Raw genomic sequence first — 20,443 nt, forward strand, 5'->3', positions numbered from 1 at the left:
TTCTTGGCCGGAATTAGAATATACCATGTACAAAAATAAATTGCAACCCTTAATTAATATTTTTCTATCTCCGTTTTATGAGAACAAATAGAACCGTTATATCTCCCTTCTATCTATAATCAATCTTTGTCTTGCAATCAGCCCCCATCTGCTACACTCAATAGATATGACAATGTTGAATATCATTAACTTATTGAGAAAGGTAATAGTTAATGTTCATAGTAAACTGAGATTCTATTCGTTTTGAAGAAACACTATTTAGTAGCTCAAGGGATACTTAGTCTTGTATCGCACATATCTATTAGCCTCTATAACAATATATGAAATCAGATTTTAAGAAACTACATCTAATAGATATTAACTCTCTCCATGAGAGATAAGTAGTTACTCGTGTATCTGTTCTTTCATATAAAAGAATAGTTATTGAATAATAAAAGGAGTGGCGTATATTGTTAGCCAACCTCTCACCACCACCTTCTCCCCCTCAGCCCCTGAACCTTCCCATCATAACTGTATCGTAATACCGACCGTCCGCGTGTCGTCGATCCTTTTTCACAGTCCCCTCTATCTCGAAGCCCATCCTTTTGTAAAGCTCCATCGCTTTATCGTTCGTCCCCACCACGTTCAATGTCATCTTCTCAATTCCATTCGTGTCTGCCCAATCTATTGATAGTTCGAGTAGTTTCTTGCCAATCCCGTATCCCCAGAACTCTTTCGCTACACAAACGCCAAATTCAACCTTATGAGAAAATCGCTTTAGATCAACACCTTCACACCTGGAATACCCGACGATTTGTTCCTTTACAATAGTAACGAGAAACAGGTTTCTCTCTTTCTCAGAGTCCAACCAGATTAGTTGTTCAAACCCCGCTGGATCAATAAAGCCTTCACCTTGCTCACGATCCATATACTCGGTTTCTCCATCCATCTGTAAACGAAGTGAAGACAATGCCTCAGCATCCTTTTCCATTGCGGACCTAATTGAATAGGTCAATCCTTTTACGTTAAACTCCTGTTGATCGATGATCATACGTTGTAATCCGTCCAATCTATTTTATTATGCTTACCCTATTGATGGCTCTACCCCACCTCAGACGGACTCTTGCCCGTAAGCATCTTGAACACCTGACTGAAATAGGTCGCGTTGCGGAACCCAGTCATTTCACTAACCTCGTAGACCATGTAATGCCCTGACTGTAATAGCTCCAGCGCACGTTGAATCCGATACCCATTTACATAACTCACAAAGTTCTCTCCGGTCACCCTCTTGAACAGCTGACTCAAATATTTGGGGTGTACAAACAGTCCCTTGGCAATGGCTTCAAAACTAATCTCTTCAGCATAATGCATTTCAACGTACTGTTTTACCTGCTCCACTAGTTTATTGCTTTTTTTCTCGCCCATTTCTTTACGTATCTGTTCCATCCAGTTTCGAATAATACCATCCATCCAGCATATCAGATCCTGCAGCCCATATTTCGATTGAATTTCCCGCAAAAAGTGGCTCATCGAGAGCGGTGGTGCCAGCATGGGATAATGCCGGTTCCAACTATGAATTAACGTGTCGAACAGGCTCACAGCCACAACCTGCACATCCTGAATACTGGTACCACCCCCTTCTTCCAGCAGATTGCGAAAGTGAACCCATATCTCCTCTGCCAGATCAGTCCTCATACCTGCCCATGACTCACTCCATTGTCGCAGCAATTGCGAGTAATCCGTTGCGCTCGGGGTTAACGCATCTGATGAATCATATCGATATACACGGCTCCCGCCCTGAAACTCTGCTTTCTCCAGCGCCTCTCTGCTCTCCAGATAGGAGTCCATCACTTCGCATAAGTGCTCTTTGGACGTTCCAATACCTGCGCTCATTTCGATTTTGAGATACGTAAAAATCTGATCAATCATCCGTTCAACAATGGACTCAAATTGCTCTAGCGGGTCCTTCTCGTCAAATAGAAGCAGCACTAACACCTGGTCCGAGTAATCCACGATCTCCACCTGGCAGTCGTTTATCTGCGAAGTCTGCTCTTTGACGGTCTCCTGAATAATATCAGCTGCCCCATATCTTAATAGCTGCCAGTCCCTCTCTTTCATCTTTGTCAAAAATGCAGGCCGGTACAACTGTAGACTGATGGCGCGCACTTGAGAGGGTATACGAATGCCCACATAATCCATACGCTCTGCAGGTAACTCTTCTTCCCGGTAGCGTGTGGTTAACAGCTCGTGGAGAAACAATTTGCGAAGATAAGGAACCACCCGTCCAATCTCCTGTTTGTACGTCCGCTCCAGCTGCTCACGCCGCTCACGCACATCCTCTTCCAGTAGCACCTCACGCAGAACAGACTCAATCTCCTCCACTTCCGCAGGCTTTAGCAAAAAATGATTCACTCCCCAGCGCATGGCAGCCCGGGCATTCTCGAATTCGTCATATCCGCTAAGAATGATGATCGGCAGATGGGGATGGTCCCTCCGCAACGCCTGCGTGACCTCAAGTCCTGTCATTCCTGGCAAATAGACGTCCGTCATCACAAGATCGGGGCGCAGCTGTTGGAATAGCTCCAGTGCGTCCACGCCATTGGAAGCTGTTCCTGCAATGTGGAGGCCAATGGATGGCCAATCAATATGGTCGGTCAATGCTTTTACAATATGCGGGTCATCGTCTACGAGCATAATGGTTTTCATTCATTTTCACCGCCCAGCCATAAGTTTAATTGTTCTTCCGTCTCAATACGTGGCAACGTAATGGTCACTTCTACTCCGCCTAATTCACCTGCACATATATCAACGCCGTACCCAGTACCACAATACAATTGAATGCGTTGATGTACATTTCGTATACCAATACCAGTCGTCTCCTCCAGCTTCCAGCCCTCAGGCAAGCCCTGACCGTTATCCTTTATGCAAATGATGACTTTGGGTGGTGGATCGTTGCTCTCCGATTCCCGCATATCCACCTGTATACGAAGTTGTCCTTCCTTCGGCTGCCCATGCATGACCGCATTTTCAATAAAGGGCTGCAAAATGATTTTGGGAATGTAACAACTTCGCACTCTCGGATCAATCTGTTCCTGATAATCAATAGAGAACGGCAGCCGCTCCGACTGAATGCTAACGTAACAACGAGCATGCTCCAACTCATCCCGTACTCGGATGAATAATCTGCCACCGCTCAATCCAATACGCAGCAGTTTGCTGAGTTGAACAATCATGCGGCTGATGTCCTTGGCCTCATAATCGAGAGCACGCCAGTGGATCATGTCAAGTGTGTTGTACAAAAAATGCGGTTTGATTTGCGCCTCCAGTAAACCGGTCTGTGCTTCACGCTTCGCCCGGCTCTCTTCCTTGACCTGCTCCATCAACTCCGTCAACTGTGAAGCCATATGGTTGAATCCATACGCCAAATGGGCATATTCTTCGGTAAACGAAAGCTGAACCCGGGTATTGAAATCCCCCTTCTCCAGTTGCCTCATCCGCTTGATCAACTGACGTAAAGGACGAACAATCCGCCAAACGAACAGATACGCAAGTACCGCTGAAAATAGTAATCCCAGCACAGCTATTCCAAGGACCTGCCATCCGGCCTGCCTCACAGGAGATAACAGGGTGTGAACAGGGATGGTCTGTACCAGTCGCCACTGAAGCATGGCAGGTCTTGAATACAGAACCAGCTGCGCTCCACCAGGCTTGCCGGAAACCACTTCAAATCCGTCCTGCCCATGTTCAACATGCTCCTGAATCCATGCACGATCAACGACTGGTTCGCTTTCCCCAGCAGCAGCTGCATTAGCAGATACATTAATAGAAGGAAAAATTTTTGAGGCTCCATGAATTAAGCTTGAATCCTCAGCAGAATTCACCCCTAAATTGTCATCGCCCATCTGCATGACGACGTTGCCTGCGGTATCCACCAACAGCACCTGTCCATCCAGCACCATCGGCATATCCGCAAATCTGCGTACAATATCGGCGCGACTCAGGCGGATGAGCACGTAGGCTACCGTACCACCCCGGCTGTCAAAGATTCGCTGGGCGTATCCGATTAGCGATTGGCCTGATTCGTTTTCCCGCAGAGGTACCCAAGCCGCATCCGCATGCTCCAGTGCAGCAAACCATGAATCACCGGCAATCGTATCCACTGAATAGATGCGGTCGGCCATCGTGACAGTGACACCGTTGAAGGAATCCGTATACAGCTCCACTGAGGTAATACCTTCACTGACTACCACCGTATGATCCAATATTTTGGACACCTCACGCCGTTGGTGGATCTGTGTCAGCCTTCCCGCTCCCTTCGTTTCAAGCAGACTCGACAGCTCACGGTTGCTCGCCAAAGAATAAGCCGTGCCTGTCACACCTGTAATAAAATCAAACCCGCGGCGTGTACTCTCATTCAGAAGAGCAAGTCGTGCTTTGCTGATCTCGGTAAACGTGACGGCAGAGAACGACTGGTATGCCAGCCAGACAATAACCGAGACGAGCAGCAGGTTAAACGCAATAAAGCAAGTCACCATCAACGTGGAGAGCTTGCTTTGTTGCAGCTTATGATTTAGGAATACAGATAATCTTCGTTTCCGCATTAGGAATCAACTCGTTTCGTCTTGGAATTACCCTTTGAGCCCAGAGGTCGCGATTCCTTCCACGAAATACTTTTGACACACGATAAATACGATAAAACAAGGCACCAGTGACAGCACTGACATCGCAAACATCGGTCCCCAATCGGATTGGGAACTGGAATCGAGGAACAGGCGTAAGCCTAGCGGCACCGTATATTTGCTGACATCACTCAGATAGATCAACTGGCTGAAGAAGTCATCCCATGTCCACAAAAAGGTAAAGATCATCGTCGTCACCAGCGCCGGAAAGGCCAGCGGAATGATAATTTTGGTGTAAATTCGTACAGGACCACATCCATCAATCGTAGCCGCTTCATCCAACTCTTTAGGCAATCCCCGAAAGAACTGGACCATCAGGAAAATGAAGAAGGCATCGGTCGCCAGCCATTTCGGCACGACCAGCGGCAGATACGTATTCACCCATTCCAGATGGTTAAACAGAATATATTGAGGAATCAGCGTCACATGGTGTGGCAGCATGATCGTCATCAGCATTAAGCCAAAGCAAATCGCTTTGAACCGAAAATTCAATCTGGCAAAGGCATACGCCGCCATCGAGCAAGAGATGACATTGCCAAGCACAGCGCCCAGCGACAGGACGACCGAGTTGGTCAGAAAACGAGAGAAGGGATTGCCCTGAATTCCTGTCCAGCCATTGATGTAGTTTTGCCAGTTCCATTCTTGCGGCCAAAACCAAGTTTCGGTGAAAATCATATGTCCCGGTTTGAATGAACTGCCCAGCATCCAGAGCACCGGGTACAGCATGACAAAGGCAATGACCGAGATCAGTACATGTTTGGCGACTACCCACGCAGCAGAGTTTCGTTGTCCAATCATGATTTTCCACCATCCTCATAGTGCACCCACAGCTTGCTGCTGCGGAATACCAGCAATGTAAAGACACCGATCAGAATCACCAGCACCCAGGCCATCGCGGACGCATAACCCATCTGGAAGAACGAGAACCCTTTTTTGTACAGGTATAAAGAGTACATTAATGTTGAATTGACTGGCCCCCCGCTGCCGTTACTGATGACAAAAGCCTGAGTAAATGACTGGAAGGAGGTAATCAGCTGCATCACGAGATTGAAAAAGATAACCGGCGACAGAATCGGCAGTGTGATATAAAAGAATCTCCGGAGTGGGCCTGCTCCATCAACGGCGGAAGCTTCGTCATACTCAGGTGGAATCTGTTTCAAGCCTGCCAGGAAAATAATCATCGACGATCCGAACTGCCATACGGACAGCAGTACGATCGAATACAGGGCATATTTCGGGTTGGCTACCCAATCGGGTGCCTTAATGCCGATCATGGCAAGCACCCCATTGAGCAGTCCGTCACCGCCCAGCATTTTGCGCCACAGCATCGCAATCGCCACACTTCCCCCAAGCAGGGTTGGGATGTAATACACCGTTCTGTAAATGCCAAGCCCACGAATGCCTTTGTTCAACAGCATCGCCACCAGCAGGGCAAAAATCAGCTTGATCGGTACGGATACGGCGACATACGTAAATGTGACTTTGAGCGATTGGATAAACAGTTTATCCGATGTAAACATCGTGGTGTAGTTATCCAGACCGACCCAGGAAGGGGCGGCCAGGATACTGTAGTCTGTGAACGAAATGTATAAAGAAACGAGCATCGGCCCAAGTGTCAGAAATAATAAACCAACCAGCCATGGGGCCAGGAAAAGAAGCGCTGCTCCATTATGGGCATATCTCCGTTTCACCCGCCGGGCTGTCACACGCTCGGTTCGTGCTTGACTGACCTGTGTTGTACTCATCTTCGCAACCTCCCCGCGGAATATGAAGTCTGGAACCGTTCAAGTGTTATTGACTTGATGCAAGTGTCGCCTTGGCCCCTTCAATGAACTGGGCAATCACATCCGGTGTGTTGTCTTGACCAAAGGCAATCTGCTCGCTTGCACTCTTGAAGCTGGTATCCACTTCGGAAAATCCTTGCGGGTATGGCGGATCAATTTCACTGGAGTTTTTCGATACCACATCGATAAATTGGAAGATAACTTGCTCCGCTTCTGGCAGTGTAGGCTGCATCTTCTCACGGATACTGGCATTGACGGGTACTCCGCGTTCCGAGCCGAGAATGGCGGTAGCTTCGGGATCATTTACCATGAAGTCGATAAACATTGCCACTTCCTTCGGATGTTTCGTTTTGGCATAACCGGACAGGAACTGGCCTGCTTTCAGGTATTCACCGATTTGCTTTTCACCCACACCGTGCGGAAGCACTTGTATCCCAAGCTTATGATCCTGGTTTTTGTTCACCTGCTGGAACGTCAGCAATTGGTTAGACCAGGCAAAGTCCATGGCAGCTGTACCAAGTGAGATCGGGCGTGTCTCCAGTGCATTCGTAGTGGACGCTGTCACTTCTGCGGAGGTAGCACCTCCGTTCTCACGAAGCGCCCCCCACATGTCAAACCATTGCTGAAGCTCCCCGCTGGTTGCTGTCAACGTCCCGCCATCAAATAGCCCCTTGCCTGTTTGCCGGATAAATACCTCAAACATGTTAGTAGTTCCCGATACATCCGCCGAACCGTAGAAACCGTCACCCTTCTCTGCTGCAATTTTGGCAGCTACGTCACTAAAATCTTTCCACGTCCAGCTTTCCTGCGGCTCCTCGATCCCGAGCTCCTGGAATACGGTCGCATCATAGATGACACCTGGCGCATTTACACCCAATGTAATGGCGTATAATTTATCGTCAATCGATCCGGCTTTGAGCATGCTCTTATCATGATCCTCGGTGCGCAGCTCCTTGCTCTCTGCGTATGGGGTCAGGTCAAGCAATGCACCACGCCGGGCAAAATCGGTTAGAAAAGCGTAATCCATCTGAATGATATCCGGTGCATTTGAACCGGCTACCTGTGTGGTCAGCTTGTCAAAGTATCCGTCCCAACCGGAATATTCCGGCTTGATGGTAATGCCAGGGTGTTTTTCTTCAAACAGCTTAATCACTTTGGTCGTAAGATCGTGTCGAGTCTGTGATCCCCACCAAGTCATACGAAGTTCAATATTGCCGGAAGTTCCCCCTTCTTCTCCTTCATTGGATGAAGCAGATGGTCCTGATGACCCTCCGGAACAGGCTGTAGCGAACATTAACAGGGATAGGCAGAACAAGGTTACCCACTTTTTGGTATTCAACATGAATGAATTTCCTCCCCTTTAGCTTTTATGGAATCGCTTACAAAAACTATTGTAACGGCCTATGGCTGCTCATGACATAAACAAAAGTAAGCTTTCCTGTCAAAAAAGTAAGGGGTTGGGACAAATGTCCATTCAATTGTCTTCAATATTCTTAGTGATTAAATAACCACCAGGAATGACGCTCCCAGTGGTTATTCATATATACTGCATTCCTCGTGCCGCGTACTCTACTTCGCTCCATCTCACCAGTGGTCATCCAGCCGTCTGCAATGAAACGTTAGAGTAGCTATCATGTGAGATTTCGATCAAGGTATCCTGTAGTTTTACTGACACTTTCAGGATTGCGTCACAGCAGTTGATGACACCTTAGGCTGGGCCAGATGTTTCTTCATCTTCGCCACTTCGGTTCCTGCCAGCATCATAATGCCAATACCGTGATTGTCATTCGTTACCGTGAGCAGGTCCTTATTGTAATATTCTGCAGTAAAGGCATATCTCGAACCACTGCATACACCATGTACATTACCCTGACGATCAATCGCTTTACGGGTTAATCCGTTCCAGGCCCGCTCAGCCGCTTCAATGTAACGTTCAGGTTGATATAACCAACCAAAACGTACTCCCCGTGCAAAACCATAAGCAAACATCGCTGTACAGGAGGCTTCCTGGTATGTTTCCGAATCATTCAATACCTGATGCCACAATCCACCCTCTCCTTGCAGAGCTGCATATCCTTCACATAATTCATTAAAGAAGGCAATTAAAGTCGGGCGCTCCGGGTGCTCTGTCGGCAAAGCTTCCAATACCTCAGACAGCGAAAAAAGCGTCCAACCATTTCCCCGTCCCCACGGAATTTGTGTCGCCTGTCCATATTTAAAATCGTATACGTGGGACATGATCTTGAATTCAGGCATGAACAGATATTTCCGATACAATAAAAATTGTCTAGCAGCTTCATCCAGTGCTGAATTATTTCCCGTCAGTCGGGCATACCGCACAAGAAACGGAGTGCTCATATAAAGGTCATCTGCCCACATCGTATTCTCGGCAAATTCACCGATACACTCACGGTAAAATGCACCGTCCTCCTGTCGCTCCAACCGGGTCAACATAAAATCTGCAATTCGATCGGCAATCGGCAAAAACGTCGGCTCCTGACATTCGGAATAGGCTTCCAGCATGGCTGAGCCAAAGGAGCCACAGTTATCCAGCATTTTCATCATAACCAGCTGCTGGTTAACCGCTGGGAAACCATACTGCTCCCGATCCCATAATGAGTACTCATCCATACGGGTACACGCCTGCACATGTTCTGACGCATAACGCGTAATGTCGGGCCGCTGCAAATAACGTCCAGTTTGCAACAGACCATATACGGTGACACCTAAAGGATAGTCCCAGCGACCATAGTTGGTTACACTGCCTACGGTCCATTTGTTACTGAGCATTGCATTTTCATAATAGGGGCGTATCCACGCATCCGGTCTGTCCAATCGCCAATATATGCGTTCCTTCCGTGTATGTTGGCTTCCCATTTCTTCTGGGTTATCGTTCAATACACTTCCTTTAAACACCCGATCAGTACGCATTAGATCCTGCAAATCAGGTTCTACGTCCTCCGATTCAAAAGGTCCTAGATATAGCCACGGCTCTCCAGAAGCTCCGTGCACACGCTGGGGAAGCTCCAGTTCCAATTGCTCTCCATTCACCGTTGCATTTATTACAAAATTCCATGACTCAGCCGTATCGCTACATTCACTGCGAATCAACAGGTCATTCCGTCCAAAAGATCCGGGTATGTTCACCTCGAATGGACCTGCTTCCTTCAATTGCACTGCCGATACACCGTTCAGCCATATATTCAGTGGTCCGGAAGATTGACCAGACAAACGGATCGGGCAATCACTTGAATCCCTGTTGATTAACCGTGTCCACGCATAGACTTGCTGACCTGGAAGATGTCCGTATATTCTCTCCAGGGATGGTTGCGTCTGTTTCTCCTCTGACCATTGCGCGTCAGGCAGCCAATCTAGTCTGTGATCCTCTTCTGACCCGAGCAGATTCCATTCCGGATGATTCTCCTCCGAACTTATCGGTTTGGAATACACCCATCCGGCCTGTCCCTGTCTCTCCTGGAAAGGAGCAAGCACATTCAGAATACGCACTTTCCCCTCGTCCGAGCCAAACTGGCATCCAAAGCCCGCAGGTGTATACTTCATCTCCAGCAACAACATATTCCATCCCGGTTTAATGTCGATTCCCAGTTTCACAGTCGCGTCCAGGTTGATCTCATCCATGACCGTGGAGCGATATACCAATTGCTCGTTAAAATAGAAGCGAACCGGTCCATAACAGCGGATCAGCACATCCAGATTTCGATCTTCATCCCCCCATACCAGCGCTGCGGCATAAGAAATCTGACCTTTCTGTGCATCAGGGAAACGTTTACTCAAATTCAGATCATACAGACCCTTCTCATTTTGCAAAATACCAGACTTCTGAAATACGCGATATACAAAATCAGCCTGCGCGTTGGCACCTATATACCTCTCTGCCAGCACCTTCAGCACCTGATCCTGATCTTCTCCGAATCGATAGTACATACTCTGCGGTTCACTGAAATACGTTGTCATTGAATGCCCACATTCCTCTCCCGATGGAATACATAGGTATAGCGCTTAACCTTTGTGAGAAAATCCCTTTTTGGTGAACGTTGATGATCCTCGTTTATCTTTGGAATAGCCAAATAATAAACCAAGTATAACTGACCTGCTTCCCGGTGGCTACAGATTTTTGATTACGCTTACAAATAAATAATTGTATTGTCAGTCTGACGATAAGACAAAACAACGGACTACATCGTTGTAGTCCGTCTCATGTAAATTAAAATTATCCGAAGATGTCAAATTTAACGAATAGCTTCTCTGTTTCTTCATATACAGATTTGGTTAATCCTTCGCCGTCAGCATCTACACGAATGATTAAATCATATTGACCTCTTGTCTCATTCATCTTATTTCCCAATTGCAAAATAATAGGTGTGCCGGGTTCTACATTTACTTTAAGCTTAAGCGTATGACCATCATTACTGATCTGACTGCTATCTATTGTATAATTCTCACCATCAATTTGGTAAGAATCATCTATGCTAAACTGGAACGCATCGGTCCAATACTCGATGGTGCCATCCACAAATTCTTCCCCTACATCGTAGTTTAGAGAAAATGGATTATTTCCATATTGAACTTGAAGATACTTTGTTTTAGAGTTGCTTGAGTCGAAGCCAAACTTACTGGAACCTATAGTCGGCACGTCTACTGGCATTTCTCCGTTTACAAGTGTAAAAGTAAATACATGCGCCGCATCTTTAGGAGACTCATTACCTGCTGAATCCTTGGCAGTAACCACAAATGTGTAGTCTCCTGGAGTCAAATTTTTCAATTTGGTAAGCGCAAGTGAACCATCCGATTTGCTTTTGGCAAGGGGAATTCCTTCTTCCAACTCTCCTTCATCCACGACTCCATTCGTATTCGCATCAGTCCAACTATAGAAAGTTACAACGGCTCCTTCTTCACTTACTGCTCCAGAATCCCCCTGAACTTGATCCCAGGTTCCGCTGTAATTATCGATAATGCTAAATTTGCTTACATCCACCGTTGGTGCTGTTGTATCCGCAGGTACAGATGGATTCATGTTCCCGCTGTCGCTACTTCCACCTGATGAGGACCCGCTATTATTCGAACTGGTAGATGGAGCCGGAGTAGGCACGGGCGTTGGTGTTACCTCTGGTGTTGGTGTTGGCGTAGGCACTGGTTCAGGTTGCGGACCTGTAGTTTCTTTTATCGTTTGCAGCAATCGAGAAGCCGTCAGTGCCGCAGCTTGACGATCGGCTTGTAACACGGGTTTAAACATGTTGTTTTGATCACCGATAATGTATCCAGCTTCGAGTGCCGCTCCAACCGCATCTTTTGCATATTTCGAAATAGTTGCGCTATCCTTGAACGTTAAGGAAGCAGCTTTGCCCGTTACGTCTGTTCCCTTTGCTCTCATCAGGGTTACGACCATATCCTGTCTGGATAATGTCTTACCGCTCCCGAATTCCCCGCTTCCCATGCCTTTAAATATACCTGCTTGATATACCGCTTCAACAGAAGCATAGGCATAGCTAGTCACAGGAATATCTGTAAATGTCGGATTGGATGGGACGTTATTGGTTACATCCAGTTTTAACGTTTTGGCAACTAGGATGGCAAAATCCTGTCTGGTAATCATACCGGACGGATTAAATTGGCCATCACTGAATCCAGTGACAATCCCTTCGTTTTGCAACTCTACTATGGCATCTTTGGCATAGGATTTATCGATATCGGTAAATGATACTGCGGCGTTAGCCTGTGTCGTCCACAAAGGTGTTGTCAACAAGGACGCCGCGAGAATCGAGCTGATGAAATGATTTTTTTTCAAAAGAATGCTCCCCCAATATGAAGTAAGTTCGTGTCATTCCAACGCAAAATCCAATCGAGGATCTTCCTTAAATAATATGGACATGTACGATAATGCACATTATATAGAGAGGCTCTGAACCGATTCTGAACAAATCGCCTTATTTCGACAACGTGGGGAGCAAAGGTTTAAAAATAAAAAGCCTCCGCTCACTTCCTTATAAGGAAGTGAGCGGAGGCTTTCGTTTTATTTTGATAAAAAATTGTGTACAAGGCTGACCTACTGTTAAATTTCCACAGCTACGCCATAATGGTCAGAGACCACAGGGCCGTTCTTTCCGTTGAGAACTACTGTCGAAGACTTCGCCTGTACCGGACGATTGGAGAAAATATAATCAATACGCAGATCGCGTTTGTTATCCGCCCAGCCGGCAATGGCTTTGACCACGGTTGCACCGTCATCCTTTTGCACAGCCGTCGTGTACAGGTCGTTCCAGCCCTTGCTCATCATATAATCGTAGCCTTGCCCACGTACTTCCGCGACATTATTGAAATCGCCCATCATATACAGCGGCTGGTCCATATATGGAGCGAGCTTGCTCTCAGTCAGTTCCCACTGCCCCTTGAAAGGCTCTTGTTCATCATCCCACCAGTTATAGTGTCCATTCACAAACCAGGTTGCTTCGCCTTGTACTTCAGTCTGAACACCTACAATTTTGCGTGTGCGGTAGTTATCGTAATCCCGCATGTGGGATACATACTCTCCAAAAGCCTTTGTGATCGGCGTCCGGCTCAGGATAGCCAGCCCTTCATCGTATTTTTGGAAACCGACATGGGCCGGAATCCATGTCCAGTAATAGGTCTCGGTCAATTGCGTAAGCAGAACGTAGGCGTAATTGTCTTTTTTGATCACAGCATCCGATTCCGTGGCAAAGTAATGTTTCAGTTCCTCCGCGGACAGCGCTGCTTCTTGCATCGATTGATTAACCTCTTGCATGGAGATCACATCAAATTGGTGTGTATTGATAAAATCAGCCAGCTGACTGATCTTGTTCAGTTGGTCTTCTTCTGCCCAAGCGTGCGTATTTAACGTAAGTATTTTCATATGCTCTCTCCTGTTGTTTAAAATTAAGCCGAATCCCGGCCTGCATCGTTCCTGAAAGGAATACATACGATAAGCATACACAAGACGAGCCTATTATGCATGGTTTATGGTAAAAAATAGAGATCGGTACTCTTGGGTTTCACCTATTAAAAAGTCCCATCCAAGTTCTCAGAACCGATGCACGGAGCACATGATAACTGATATGATGGATACATGAAATGTACACCATTACGTCAAGACGTGGTGATTACTGAACCTATGATTTCCCCAGGAGATGGAATGATGAACATACCTATTGACATGAACATGGATGATGCGCAGTGGCAACAGCTGATCAGGCAGGTCGCTGAACATTTTAACAACCTGACGATTATGCGCGGATTTCAATATTATAAACAGAAACGCGTCGGAACATTAACCTTCACTGAACAAAACGGAATTTTGGCTGAAGTGCAGGGCTCCGATGATTATAAAGTAACCCTGAGCTTGCAATCGTTGAACACCAGTCACTGCACCTGTCCGGTAGGATCTCATTGCAAACATATGATAGCCGTTCTAATGAGTTATGCGGAGCAACTGGGGCGACCCGTACATGGCATCGTCAATGCTCACTCCAGTACTGCACTGAAACAGGCTCCAAAACCTGCTGCTATGGCGACTTCAGGACGTTCGGATTACGCAGCGCACGAAGAGGATCTCACCATCCCTGATAACCAGTATAGCCAGATCAAGGAACGTGCAACGGAACTTGCAGAACTTGAAATCACGGAATGGCATGAGCTGTTTCGGGCATGCCTGAAACGACTCGGGATAGGCACGCCAAGTACATCGTATGTGCAGGCCGCAGCGGACGAGCTCTATTCCATTAAACCTAAGCTATCCGCTGGCATGGACCAGTTATTTGAGCTGCATGTTCAGTTGCACCTGATTCGCTTCTGTGTGCCTGGCCGCAATTCAATCACACATACACCGGTGTATCTGAGCTATCCTGCTCAACTTGCCGTGGATGCGCTCCAGAAAGGACTGGAACAGATCTTTAGCCGTCCGTTGGATCTCTCAGGTCTGAAGGGCACGAAGCTTGAACAACTTTGGAAAAGGCTTGAGGAAACCTCATCTTACCTGCGTACGCAGATGATATCCGAGACATCCAGCATGATGTTCTTCACCCCGATGTATCGACAGCTTTGGTTAAACTGGATCGTGCCTCATCTCCAGGAAAACCGAAAAACGCTAGAGTCAGAGCTAGCGTTTCTACAGGAAATGGAGAACGGACTGACTGCTGCTTCCAAACCCGCCAAACCTGGTGAGAGCGTGCTAAGCGTAGCGAATCTAACGGAAAATGGGCGCAATGCGCCGATTAAATCTGCCACTCTGCCCTTGCCGCTGGTATTGGCGCAGAGCTGGATGTATTTCCATTTGGGACAAGATGATCAGGCTTGGCAGCGATTGATTAGCGGAGGCTCGGCATATGGCATCCCGCCGGAGCATCTGCTGCATTTTCTTCATGTGCTTGCAGATTCTTCAGACTGGAAACGGCTAGGCGAGTGGTTAGTACAGCTCGGACCTCTGCTCGCGAACCGACGGAACTCCCCTCTGAATGATTACATGCAGTTGTGGGACACAGCCATTCATCATCTTCCTGATGTAGAACACCGCATGTGGGACACATTGGTCAGCATGCTGCCTCATTCCAGGCCAGCTTATGAAGAAGCAATGCATTCCCGGGGACAGTGGCGGCGGTGGATTGATTTTCAACTGAGCACGGAGACAGAGCCGCTAGAATTCCGGGTAGCGGTGCTACAGCCGATTGAAAAGGATGCACCCGAACTGCTTTTGCCTTTCTACCATCAAGCAGTGGATCGTTATATCGGACACAAAAACAGGGACGGATACAAAGCAGCAGTGAAACTGTTGAAGCGTCTGTCCAAAATTTATAAAAAATTGAAGCAGGAAGAACATTGGGAGCAGTTTATCACCACATTGGCTGTTCGCAACAGCCGACTGCGCGCCCTGCAGGAAGAGCTTCGGAAAGGTAAGTTGATCTCATGAGCCTAATGCACCCTTACACCGAAACAATTGAGGTCCATGTTGCATTGACAGGATACGGGGACGCCTTGTTCTATGGAGCGCTGAACACCCATCACTTTGTATCGGGACAATCGCTCAAGCAGCGATTATTTGCTTGGCATGCCCCTTCTTTCTACGGTACAGAACTTGAAACAAGACAGATCGAAGAAATTGAACTGGTCGTACTGCCTGCGGAAGAAGTGATTCCTTTCTTCAGCGAAATGAACACCCTTCTACACATAGAATGGAAATGGGACGAGCAGGCAGAGCATTTGATCCGGCTGGCCCCGGTACTCGCAGCATCGATTGAGAATCGTAAATACATCCCTAGCTTCACCGCATTTCGTACCGGACAACTGCAATGGACCTGGGACCCGGACAGCTTGAAAAAGCAGGATCGCACCACTCTTGGCAAAGCTCTGGAACAAACGGATGAGAGCTACGCCGAAGGGCTGAGTGCTGCCTTTTCCGCTTCCGTGTTCCAGCGATGGTACAGTACGGAGGAAGCGGCCACCGATCTGCGGCGAGAATTCCCGCAGTTGTTTCCACAAAGCGGAACAGCTCCGCAAACAGCCGGCATGGATGCCCAATCCTGGCTGGTGTCCATCGGCTGGAAAGCAGACGCAGCCCCATTCCGTCCACTCCTGCAATTGCTGGAGCCGGAAGATGATGAACCGGCTTGGCGGCTACGGCTGGTATTGCAGAACAAACTGGATGCAGCCGTACTCGTTCCCGTGAGGCTGGATTCACGTGGCCGGTTGGAAGGTGAATGGCCTGACGTGTGGACGCCGTTCATCCTTGATCGTTCGGCAGGATGGCTGGAGCAGCTGCGTGCACATCTGCCCCGAATTCGCCGCGCTATCAGTGGCAGTCGGGATGTGCTCAGTGATCCATTGGGAGATCAGGATGCTTGGCTGTTCCTGACGCAAGACAGCGGACGACTACTCGAAGCTGGCTGGCAAGTGCTGCTTCCGGGTTGGTGGGAAGCTGCACGCAAGAAGAAACCCAAGCTGCGTGCCAAGGTGAAACCGGAGGAAGGCAGTGAACGGGGACAGTCGTTCTTTGGACTGGACTCGATCATTCATTTTGACTGGCGTATTGCGATTGGGGATACGGATCTCAGCGAGGAAGAATTCGCTGATCTCGTGGCCCGTAATGAGCGGCTGGTCCGCTTCCGTGGAGAATGGGTTCCCCTCGATCCGGCCTTGCTTGAGCAGATTCGTAGGGCCATGGGCGGTGTGGATCAGGAACAGGGGCTATCGTTTCAGGATATTTTGCACCTGCATCTGCTGCATAATGAGCAACGCGAATATCGTAACCAGAAACGCAAAGAAGGACAGGATGAGGAAGAAGAACAGCCACAATCCAACGAGAACATTCGACTTGAGGTGGAACTGAACGAACACCTGAACCGGGTAATTGCACAGCTTGGCGGCGGGCAAGGCGGCGCTCCTTCCCTGCCTATTCCGGAAGGATTGCATGCTGAGCTGCGTTCTTATCAAAAAGAAGGTTTCGCATGGCTTGGATTCCTGCGTAGATTCGGTCTCGGGGCTTGTCTTGCGGATGACATGGGACTGGGAAAAACGATACAGTTCATTACGTATTTACTTCATCTCAAAGAGCATGAGCAGCGCTTGCCTGGGCAGGCCCCGGCCCTTCTCGTCTGCCCCACTTCCGTATTGGGAAACTGGCAAAAAGAAATCAGCCGCTTCGCGCCTTCAATTAACGTCAGTTTGCATTACGGGGCACGAAGACTGAGCGGAGAAGAGTTCCGGGAACAGACTGAACAGGTAGATATCATCATTACCTCCTATGCAACAGCTACTCTGGATCAAGAGATGTTGCAGTCATATACGTGGGCATCCATCTGTCTGGATGAGGCGCAAAATATTAAAAATGCCCAAACGAAGCAGTCCATGGCAGTACGCAGCTTCCCGGCAAAACACCGTATTGCACTGACTGGTACGCCGATTGAAAATCGGCTGTCCGAGCTGTGGTCCATCTATGATTTTATTAATCCAGGCTATTTGGGCAGCGCGCGGGCATTTCAGACTCGCTTTATCAGTGCGATCGAGAAGGATAAGGACGAGCAACGCATGCAAGATTTGCAGCAGCTCGTGAAGCCATTCATGCTGCGCCGCAAGAAGAAAGATCCGAATATTCAACTCGATCTGCCGGACAAAAATGAGATGAAAACCTACATTCACCTTACGGGTGAGCAAAGTGCACTGTATGACCAGTCCGTTCAGGAACTGATGGACAAAATGAAAGAGCTGGAAGGCATCAAGCGCAAAGGTGCGATTCTGTCTGCCTTAACCCAGCTCAAGCAGTTGTGTGATCATCCCCTGCTGCTGACCAAAGAAGCCTTGCCGGAAACGATCTCCTCGGAAGGCTCTGTAACAGAGTATGACCTGTACAGTCCGCAGGATATGGCCATGCTGATCAGTCGCTCCGCGAAGCTGGAACGACTGATGGAACTGGTCCGCGAACTACGGGATGAGGGCGAACGGTGCCTGATTTTCACACAATACATCGGCATGGGACAGATGCTGCAACAAGTATTGAGACAGGAGTTGCAGGAACCTGTGCTATATCTGCATGGGGGTACGTCCAAGACAGGAAGGGATCGCATGATTGATGAGTTCCAGTCCCGGACGTTGCCTGCGGCAGAGCAGCCGTCGGTCTTTATTCTATCCATCAAAGCAGGCGGCGTGGGCTTGAACCTGACCGCAGCGAATCATGTATTCCACTTTGACCGCTGGTGGAACCCTGCCGTAGAAAATCAGGCTACAGACCGCGCCTATCGGATGGGACAGACGAAGGATGTTCAGGTACACAAGTTCATCTCGCTGGGCACACTTGAAGAACGCATTGACGAGATGCTGGAGAGTAAACAGCAGCTCAGCGACAATATTATCACCAGCTCTGAAAACTGGATTACCGAGCTGTCGACGGATGAGCTGAAGGATCTGTTCACCCGGCGCCGCGACTGGTCGGGTTAACTCCAGACTAAGTTGATGCGACATACGCAACCTTGTAAATAGTAGAATACAAAAAGAGCGAAGTGTCGGAAATGCATTCCGTCTTCGCTCTTTTTTTACATTCCTAGCGCATGTTTCCGATGATAGACGATCTTGAATCCTGCATTTTCTTGATGAAGTTAGTCATCACATCAAAGGCTTCATTGCGTTTGTTGGACAAAGACTGCAAACGCAGCATATCCATTTGTTGTGAGTTGCTCAACGCATCGATTTGGCCTTTCAGTTTTTGAGCTTGGGCAGTATCCCCATTCTGATTAGCTGCCTGCAATTGTACGTTCAGCTCTGCAATCGCTTGATTTCGATTTTGAACTTCTTGAATTTGTGCCTGTAATTGGATATCCAGCAATTTCGTGCGTTCTTGCTGAACCATCATCAAAGCTGTTTCGATATCCATGCTGCTCAGATCAATAGCTGAAGACCCCACCGGATTTACCGTAGATACACTTGCTGCAGAAGCAGAAGTTACAACGGATACAGCTGCGATGGCAGCAATAACTGTGGAAGAAATGACTTTGCTTGATTTTTTCATAACGTACACCTCCCTTTATATTTGTAGATACCCCCCATTAACTGGCATCTTTCGACATCATATATCGAAGGTCCTAGATCCTACAACCTATAATTGCTAAGTTGAGACTAAATTGATACAGATTGATGGGTAGTTCTACAGAAAAATGTGGTAATTCCCTAAGATGAAAAAAGTGAGTTGCTGTGCTACAATAGAGGAATTGTGCATTCACAGACAGACATGTGGGTAAGGACTTGAATCTATCCCGATTCATTCATATTTATCCATGACCATGCTGCCATTCTAGGGAGGTTTATGGAACAATCATGCTCATTATTGGTATCGCCGGAGGAACCGGCTCCGGTAAAACGACGGTAGCTCGCTCCGTCATAGACCGTCTTGGATCAGGAAAAGTGACTTTCATATCCCAAGACAACTATTACAAAGACCAGTCGCAGCTCACCCCTGAGCAACGTCGACTCACCAATTACGATCATCCGTTTGCATTCGATAATGATCTGTTAATTGAGCATCTTACCCTGTTAAAACAAGGACAAACGGCATATGCTCCCGTATATGACTTCACCATAGATAACCGTGCCGCTGATGAAACGGTTGAACTGGCACCGAACCATATCGTTATTGTGGAAGGACTGCATGTCCTGATCGATGAACATCTGCGTGCCCTTCTGGATATCAAGGTATTTGTTGATACGGATTCCGACGTACGTATTCTGCGCAGAGTACTGCGGGATATGGAAGAACGCGGCCGTACGATTCAATCCGTGTACAAACAATATCTCGAAACCGTCAAACCGATGCATGATGCTTTTATCGAGCCTTCCAAAAAGTATGCAGACATCATCATTCCCGAAGGTGGACATAATGAAGTCGGCATTCAGATGTTATCCATCCTGACTGAGAAATATCTGACCGGTGAAAAGTGGAATGGCGCATAATTTAACATGATTTTGCTGCATTAGGCGTTATGCCCTGCTCACGTCTGAGTGAGACAAAAACGGGCATCGCTCATACAATATCACCACTAAAATCCAGGTTGCGATTAGCGCAATCTGGATTTTTTGGGTATTTCTATTTTATAATGGACTCCATAGCTGAAAGGAGACATCACAACATGGCTACTTTTGAAGAGTTTATACAGCATGATATCCGCGTTGGTACAGTGGTAGAAGCCGAACCTTTTCCAAAGGCTCGCATGCCTGCCATTAAAATGACCATCGATTTCGGCCCACTTGGCCTTAAACGTTCGAGCGCCCAAATTACGAAACGTTATACCCCTGACATGATGGTAGGTAAGCAGGTTATTGCTGTAGTCAATTTCCCACCGCGCCGAATTGCAGGTTTTGTATCCGAAGTACTGGTGCTTGGCGGCGTGCCTGATGAAGGTGATGTTGTATTGTTAACCCCCGACCAGACATTACCGAACGGAACACCGATTGCCTGATTTTTTATCATATCGCTATTCCTGTCTTTTC

The 20,443-nt window shown here is 47.7% G+C and carries 14 protein-coding genes; 4 read left to right on the top strand and 10 right to left on the bottom strand.

Going from position 1 to position 20,443, the window contains the following annotated elements; all coding sequences use genetic code 11:
- Nucleotides 1-484: 484 nt before the first annotated feature.
- From A6049_RS20465 to A6049_RS20505, 9 genes are all read right to left on the bottom strand, one after another.
- Complete coding sequence (locus A6049_RS20465; RefSeq protein WP_063566433.1) at nucleotides 485-1,030, bottom strand: GNAT family N-acetyltransferase; 546 nt, start codon at nucleotides 1,028-1,030, stop codon at nucleotides 485-487.
- Nucleotides 1,031-1,080: 50 nt separating this feature from the next.
- Complete coding sequence (locus A6049_RS20470) at nucleotides 1,081-2,685, bottom strand: response regulator (RefSeq protein WP_063566434.1); 1,605 nt, start codon at nucleotides 2,683-2,685, stop codon at nucleotides 1,081-1,083.
- Nucleotides 2,682-4,580, bottom strand: coding sequence for a cache domain-containing sensor histidine kinase (locus A6049_RS20475; RefSeq protein ID WP_063566435.1), 1,899 nt, complete (start codon nucleotides 4,578-4,580; stop codon nucleotides 2,682-2,684). The genes A6049_RS20470 and A6049_RS20475 overlap by 4 nt, the downstream gene beginning before the upstream one ends.
- A 27-nt stretch (nucleotides 4,581-4,607) precedes the next feature.
- Nucleotides 4,608-5,456, bottom strand: coding sequence for a carbohydrate ABC transporter permease (locus A6049_RS20480; protein WP_063566436.1), 849 nt, complete (start codon nucleotides 5,454-5,456; stop codon nucleotides 4,608-4,610).
- Nucleotides 5,453-6,403, bottom strand: coding sequence for a carbohydrate ABC transporter permease (locus tag A6049_RS20485; RefSeq protein WP_090811449.1), 951 nt, complete (start codon nucleotides 6,401-6,403; stop codon nucleotides 5,453-5,455). The genes A6049_RS20480 and A6049_RS20485 overlap by 4 nt, the downstream gene beginning before the upstream one ends.
- A gap of 46 nt (nucleotides 6,404-6,449) precedes the next feature.
- The gene (locus A6049_RS20490) at nucleotides 6,450-7,784 is read right to left on the bottom strand and encodes an ABC transporter substrate-binding protein (protein WP_063566437.1); all 1,335 of its coding nucleotides are present in this window, start codon (nucleotides 7,782-7,784) and stop codon (nucleotides 6,450-6,452) included.
- Between the two features lie 335 nt (nucleotides 7,785-8,119).
- The gene (locus A6049_RS20495) at nucleotides 8,120-10,417 is read right to left on the bottom strand and encodes a glycoside hydrolase family 88/105 protein (protein ID WP_063566438.1); all 2,298 of its coding nucleotides are present in this window, start codon (nucleotides 10,415-10,417) and stop codon (nucleotides 8,120-8,122) included.
- Nucleotides 10,418-10,673: 256 nt separating this feature from the next.
- A complete protein-coding gene (locus A6049_RS20500; protein WP_063566439.1) occupies nucleotides 10,674-12,248 on the bottom strand; it encodes an S-layer homology domain-containing protein in 1,575 nt (524 codons plus the stop codon).
- A 264-nt stretch (nucleotides 12,249-12,512) separates the two neighbouring features.
- Nucleotides 12,513-13,331: an endonuclease/exonuclease/phosphatase family protein gene (locus A6049_RS20505; RefSeq protein ID WP_063566440.1), complete on the bottom strand. Its 819-nt coding sequence runs from the start codon at nucleotides 13,329-13,331 to the stop codon at nucleotides 12,513-12,515.
- A 279-nt stretch (nucleotides 13,332-13,610) separates the two neighbouring features.
- Here A6049_RS20505 and A6049_RS20510 point away from each other — a divergent pair, with 279 nt between their 5' ends.
- Nucleotides 13,611-15,380, top strand: coding sequence for an SWIM zinc finger family protein (locus A6049_RS20510; protein WP_063566441.1), 1,770 nt, complete (start codon nucleotides 13,611-13,613; stop codon nucleotides 15,378-15,380).
- 5 nt (nucleotides 15,381-15,385) lie between these two features.
- A complete protein-coding gene (locus A6049_RS20515) occupies nucleotides 15,386-18,400 on the top strand; it encodes a DEAD/DEAH box helicase (protein WP_063566524.1) in 3,015 nt (1,004 codons plus the stop codon).
- A gap of 103 nt (nucleotides 18,401-18,503) precedes the next feature.
- On the opposite strand, the gene A6049_RS20520 is transcribed toward A6049_RS20515, so the two are convergent.
- Complete coding sequence (locus A6049_RS20520; protein WP_063566442.1) at nucleotides 18,504-18,968, bottom strand: hypothetical protein; 465 nt, start codon at nucleotides 18,966-18,968, stop codon at nucleotides 18,504-18,506.
- Between the two features lie 305 nt (nucleotides 18,969-19,273).
- On the opposite strand from A6049_RS20520, the gene udk reads away from it, so the two are divergent.
- The gene (gene udk / locus A6049_RS20525; RefSeq protein WP_063566443.1) at nucleotides 19,274-19,906 is read left to right on the top strand and encodes a uridine kinase; all 633 of its coding nucleotides are present in this window, start codon (nucleotides 19,274-19,276) and stop codon (nucleotides 19,904-19,906) included.
- A gap of 176 nt (nucleotides 19,907-20,082) precedes the next feature.
- A complete protein-coding gene (gene csaA / locus A6049_RS20530) occupies nucleotides 20,083-20,412 on the top strand; it encodes a chaperone CsaA (protein ID WP_063566444.1) in 330 nt (109 codons plus the stop codon).
- The last annotated feature ends 31 nt before the right edge of the window (nucleotides 20,413-20,443 follow it).

Origin of the sequence: Paenibacillus sp. O199 (genome assembly GCF_001636635.1) — a bacterium.
Lineage (GTDB): Bacteria > Bacillota > Bacilli > Paenibacillales > Paenibacillaceae > Paenibacillus > Paenibacillus marchantiae.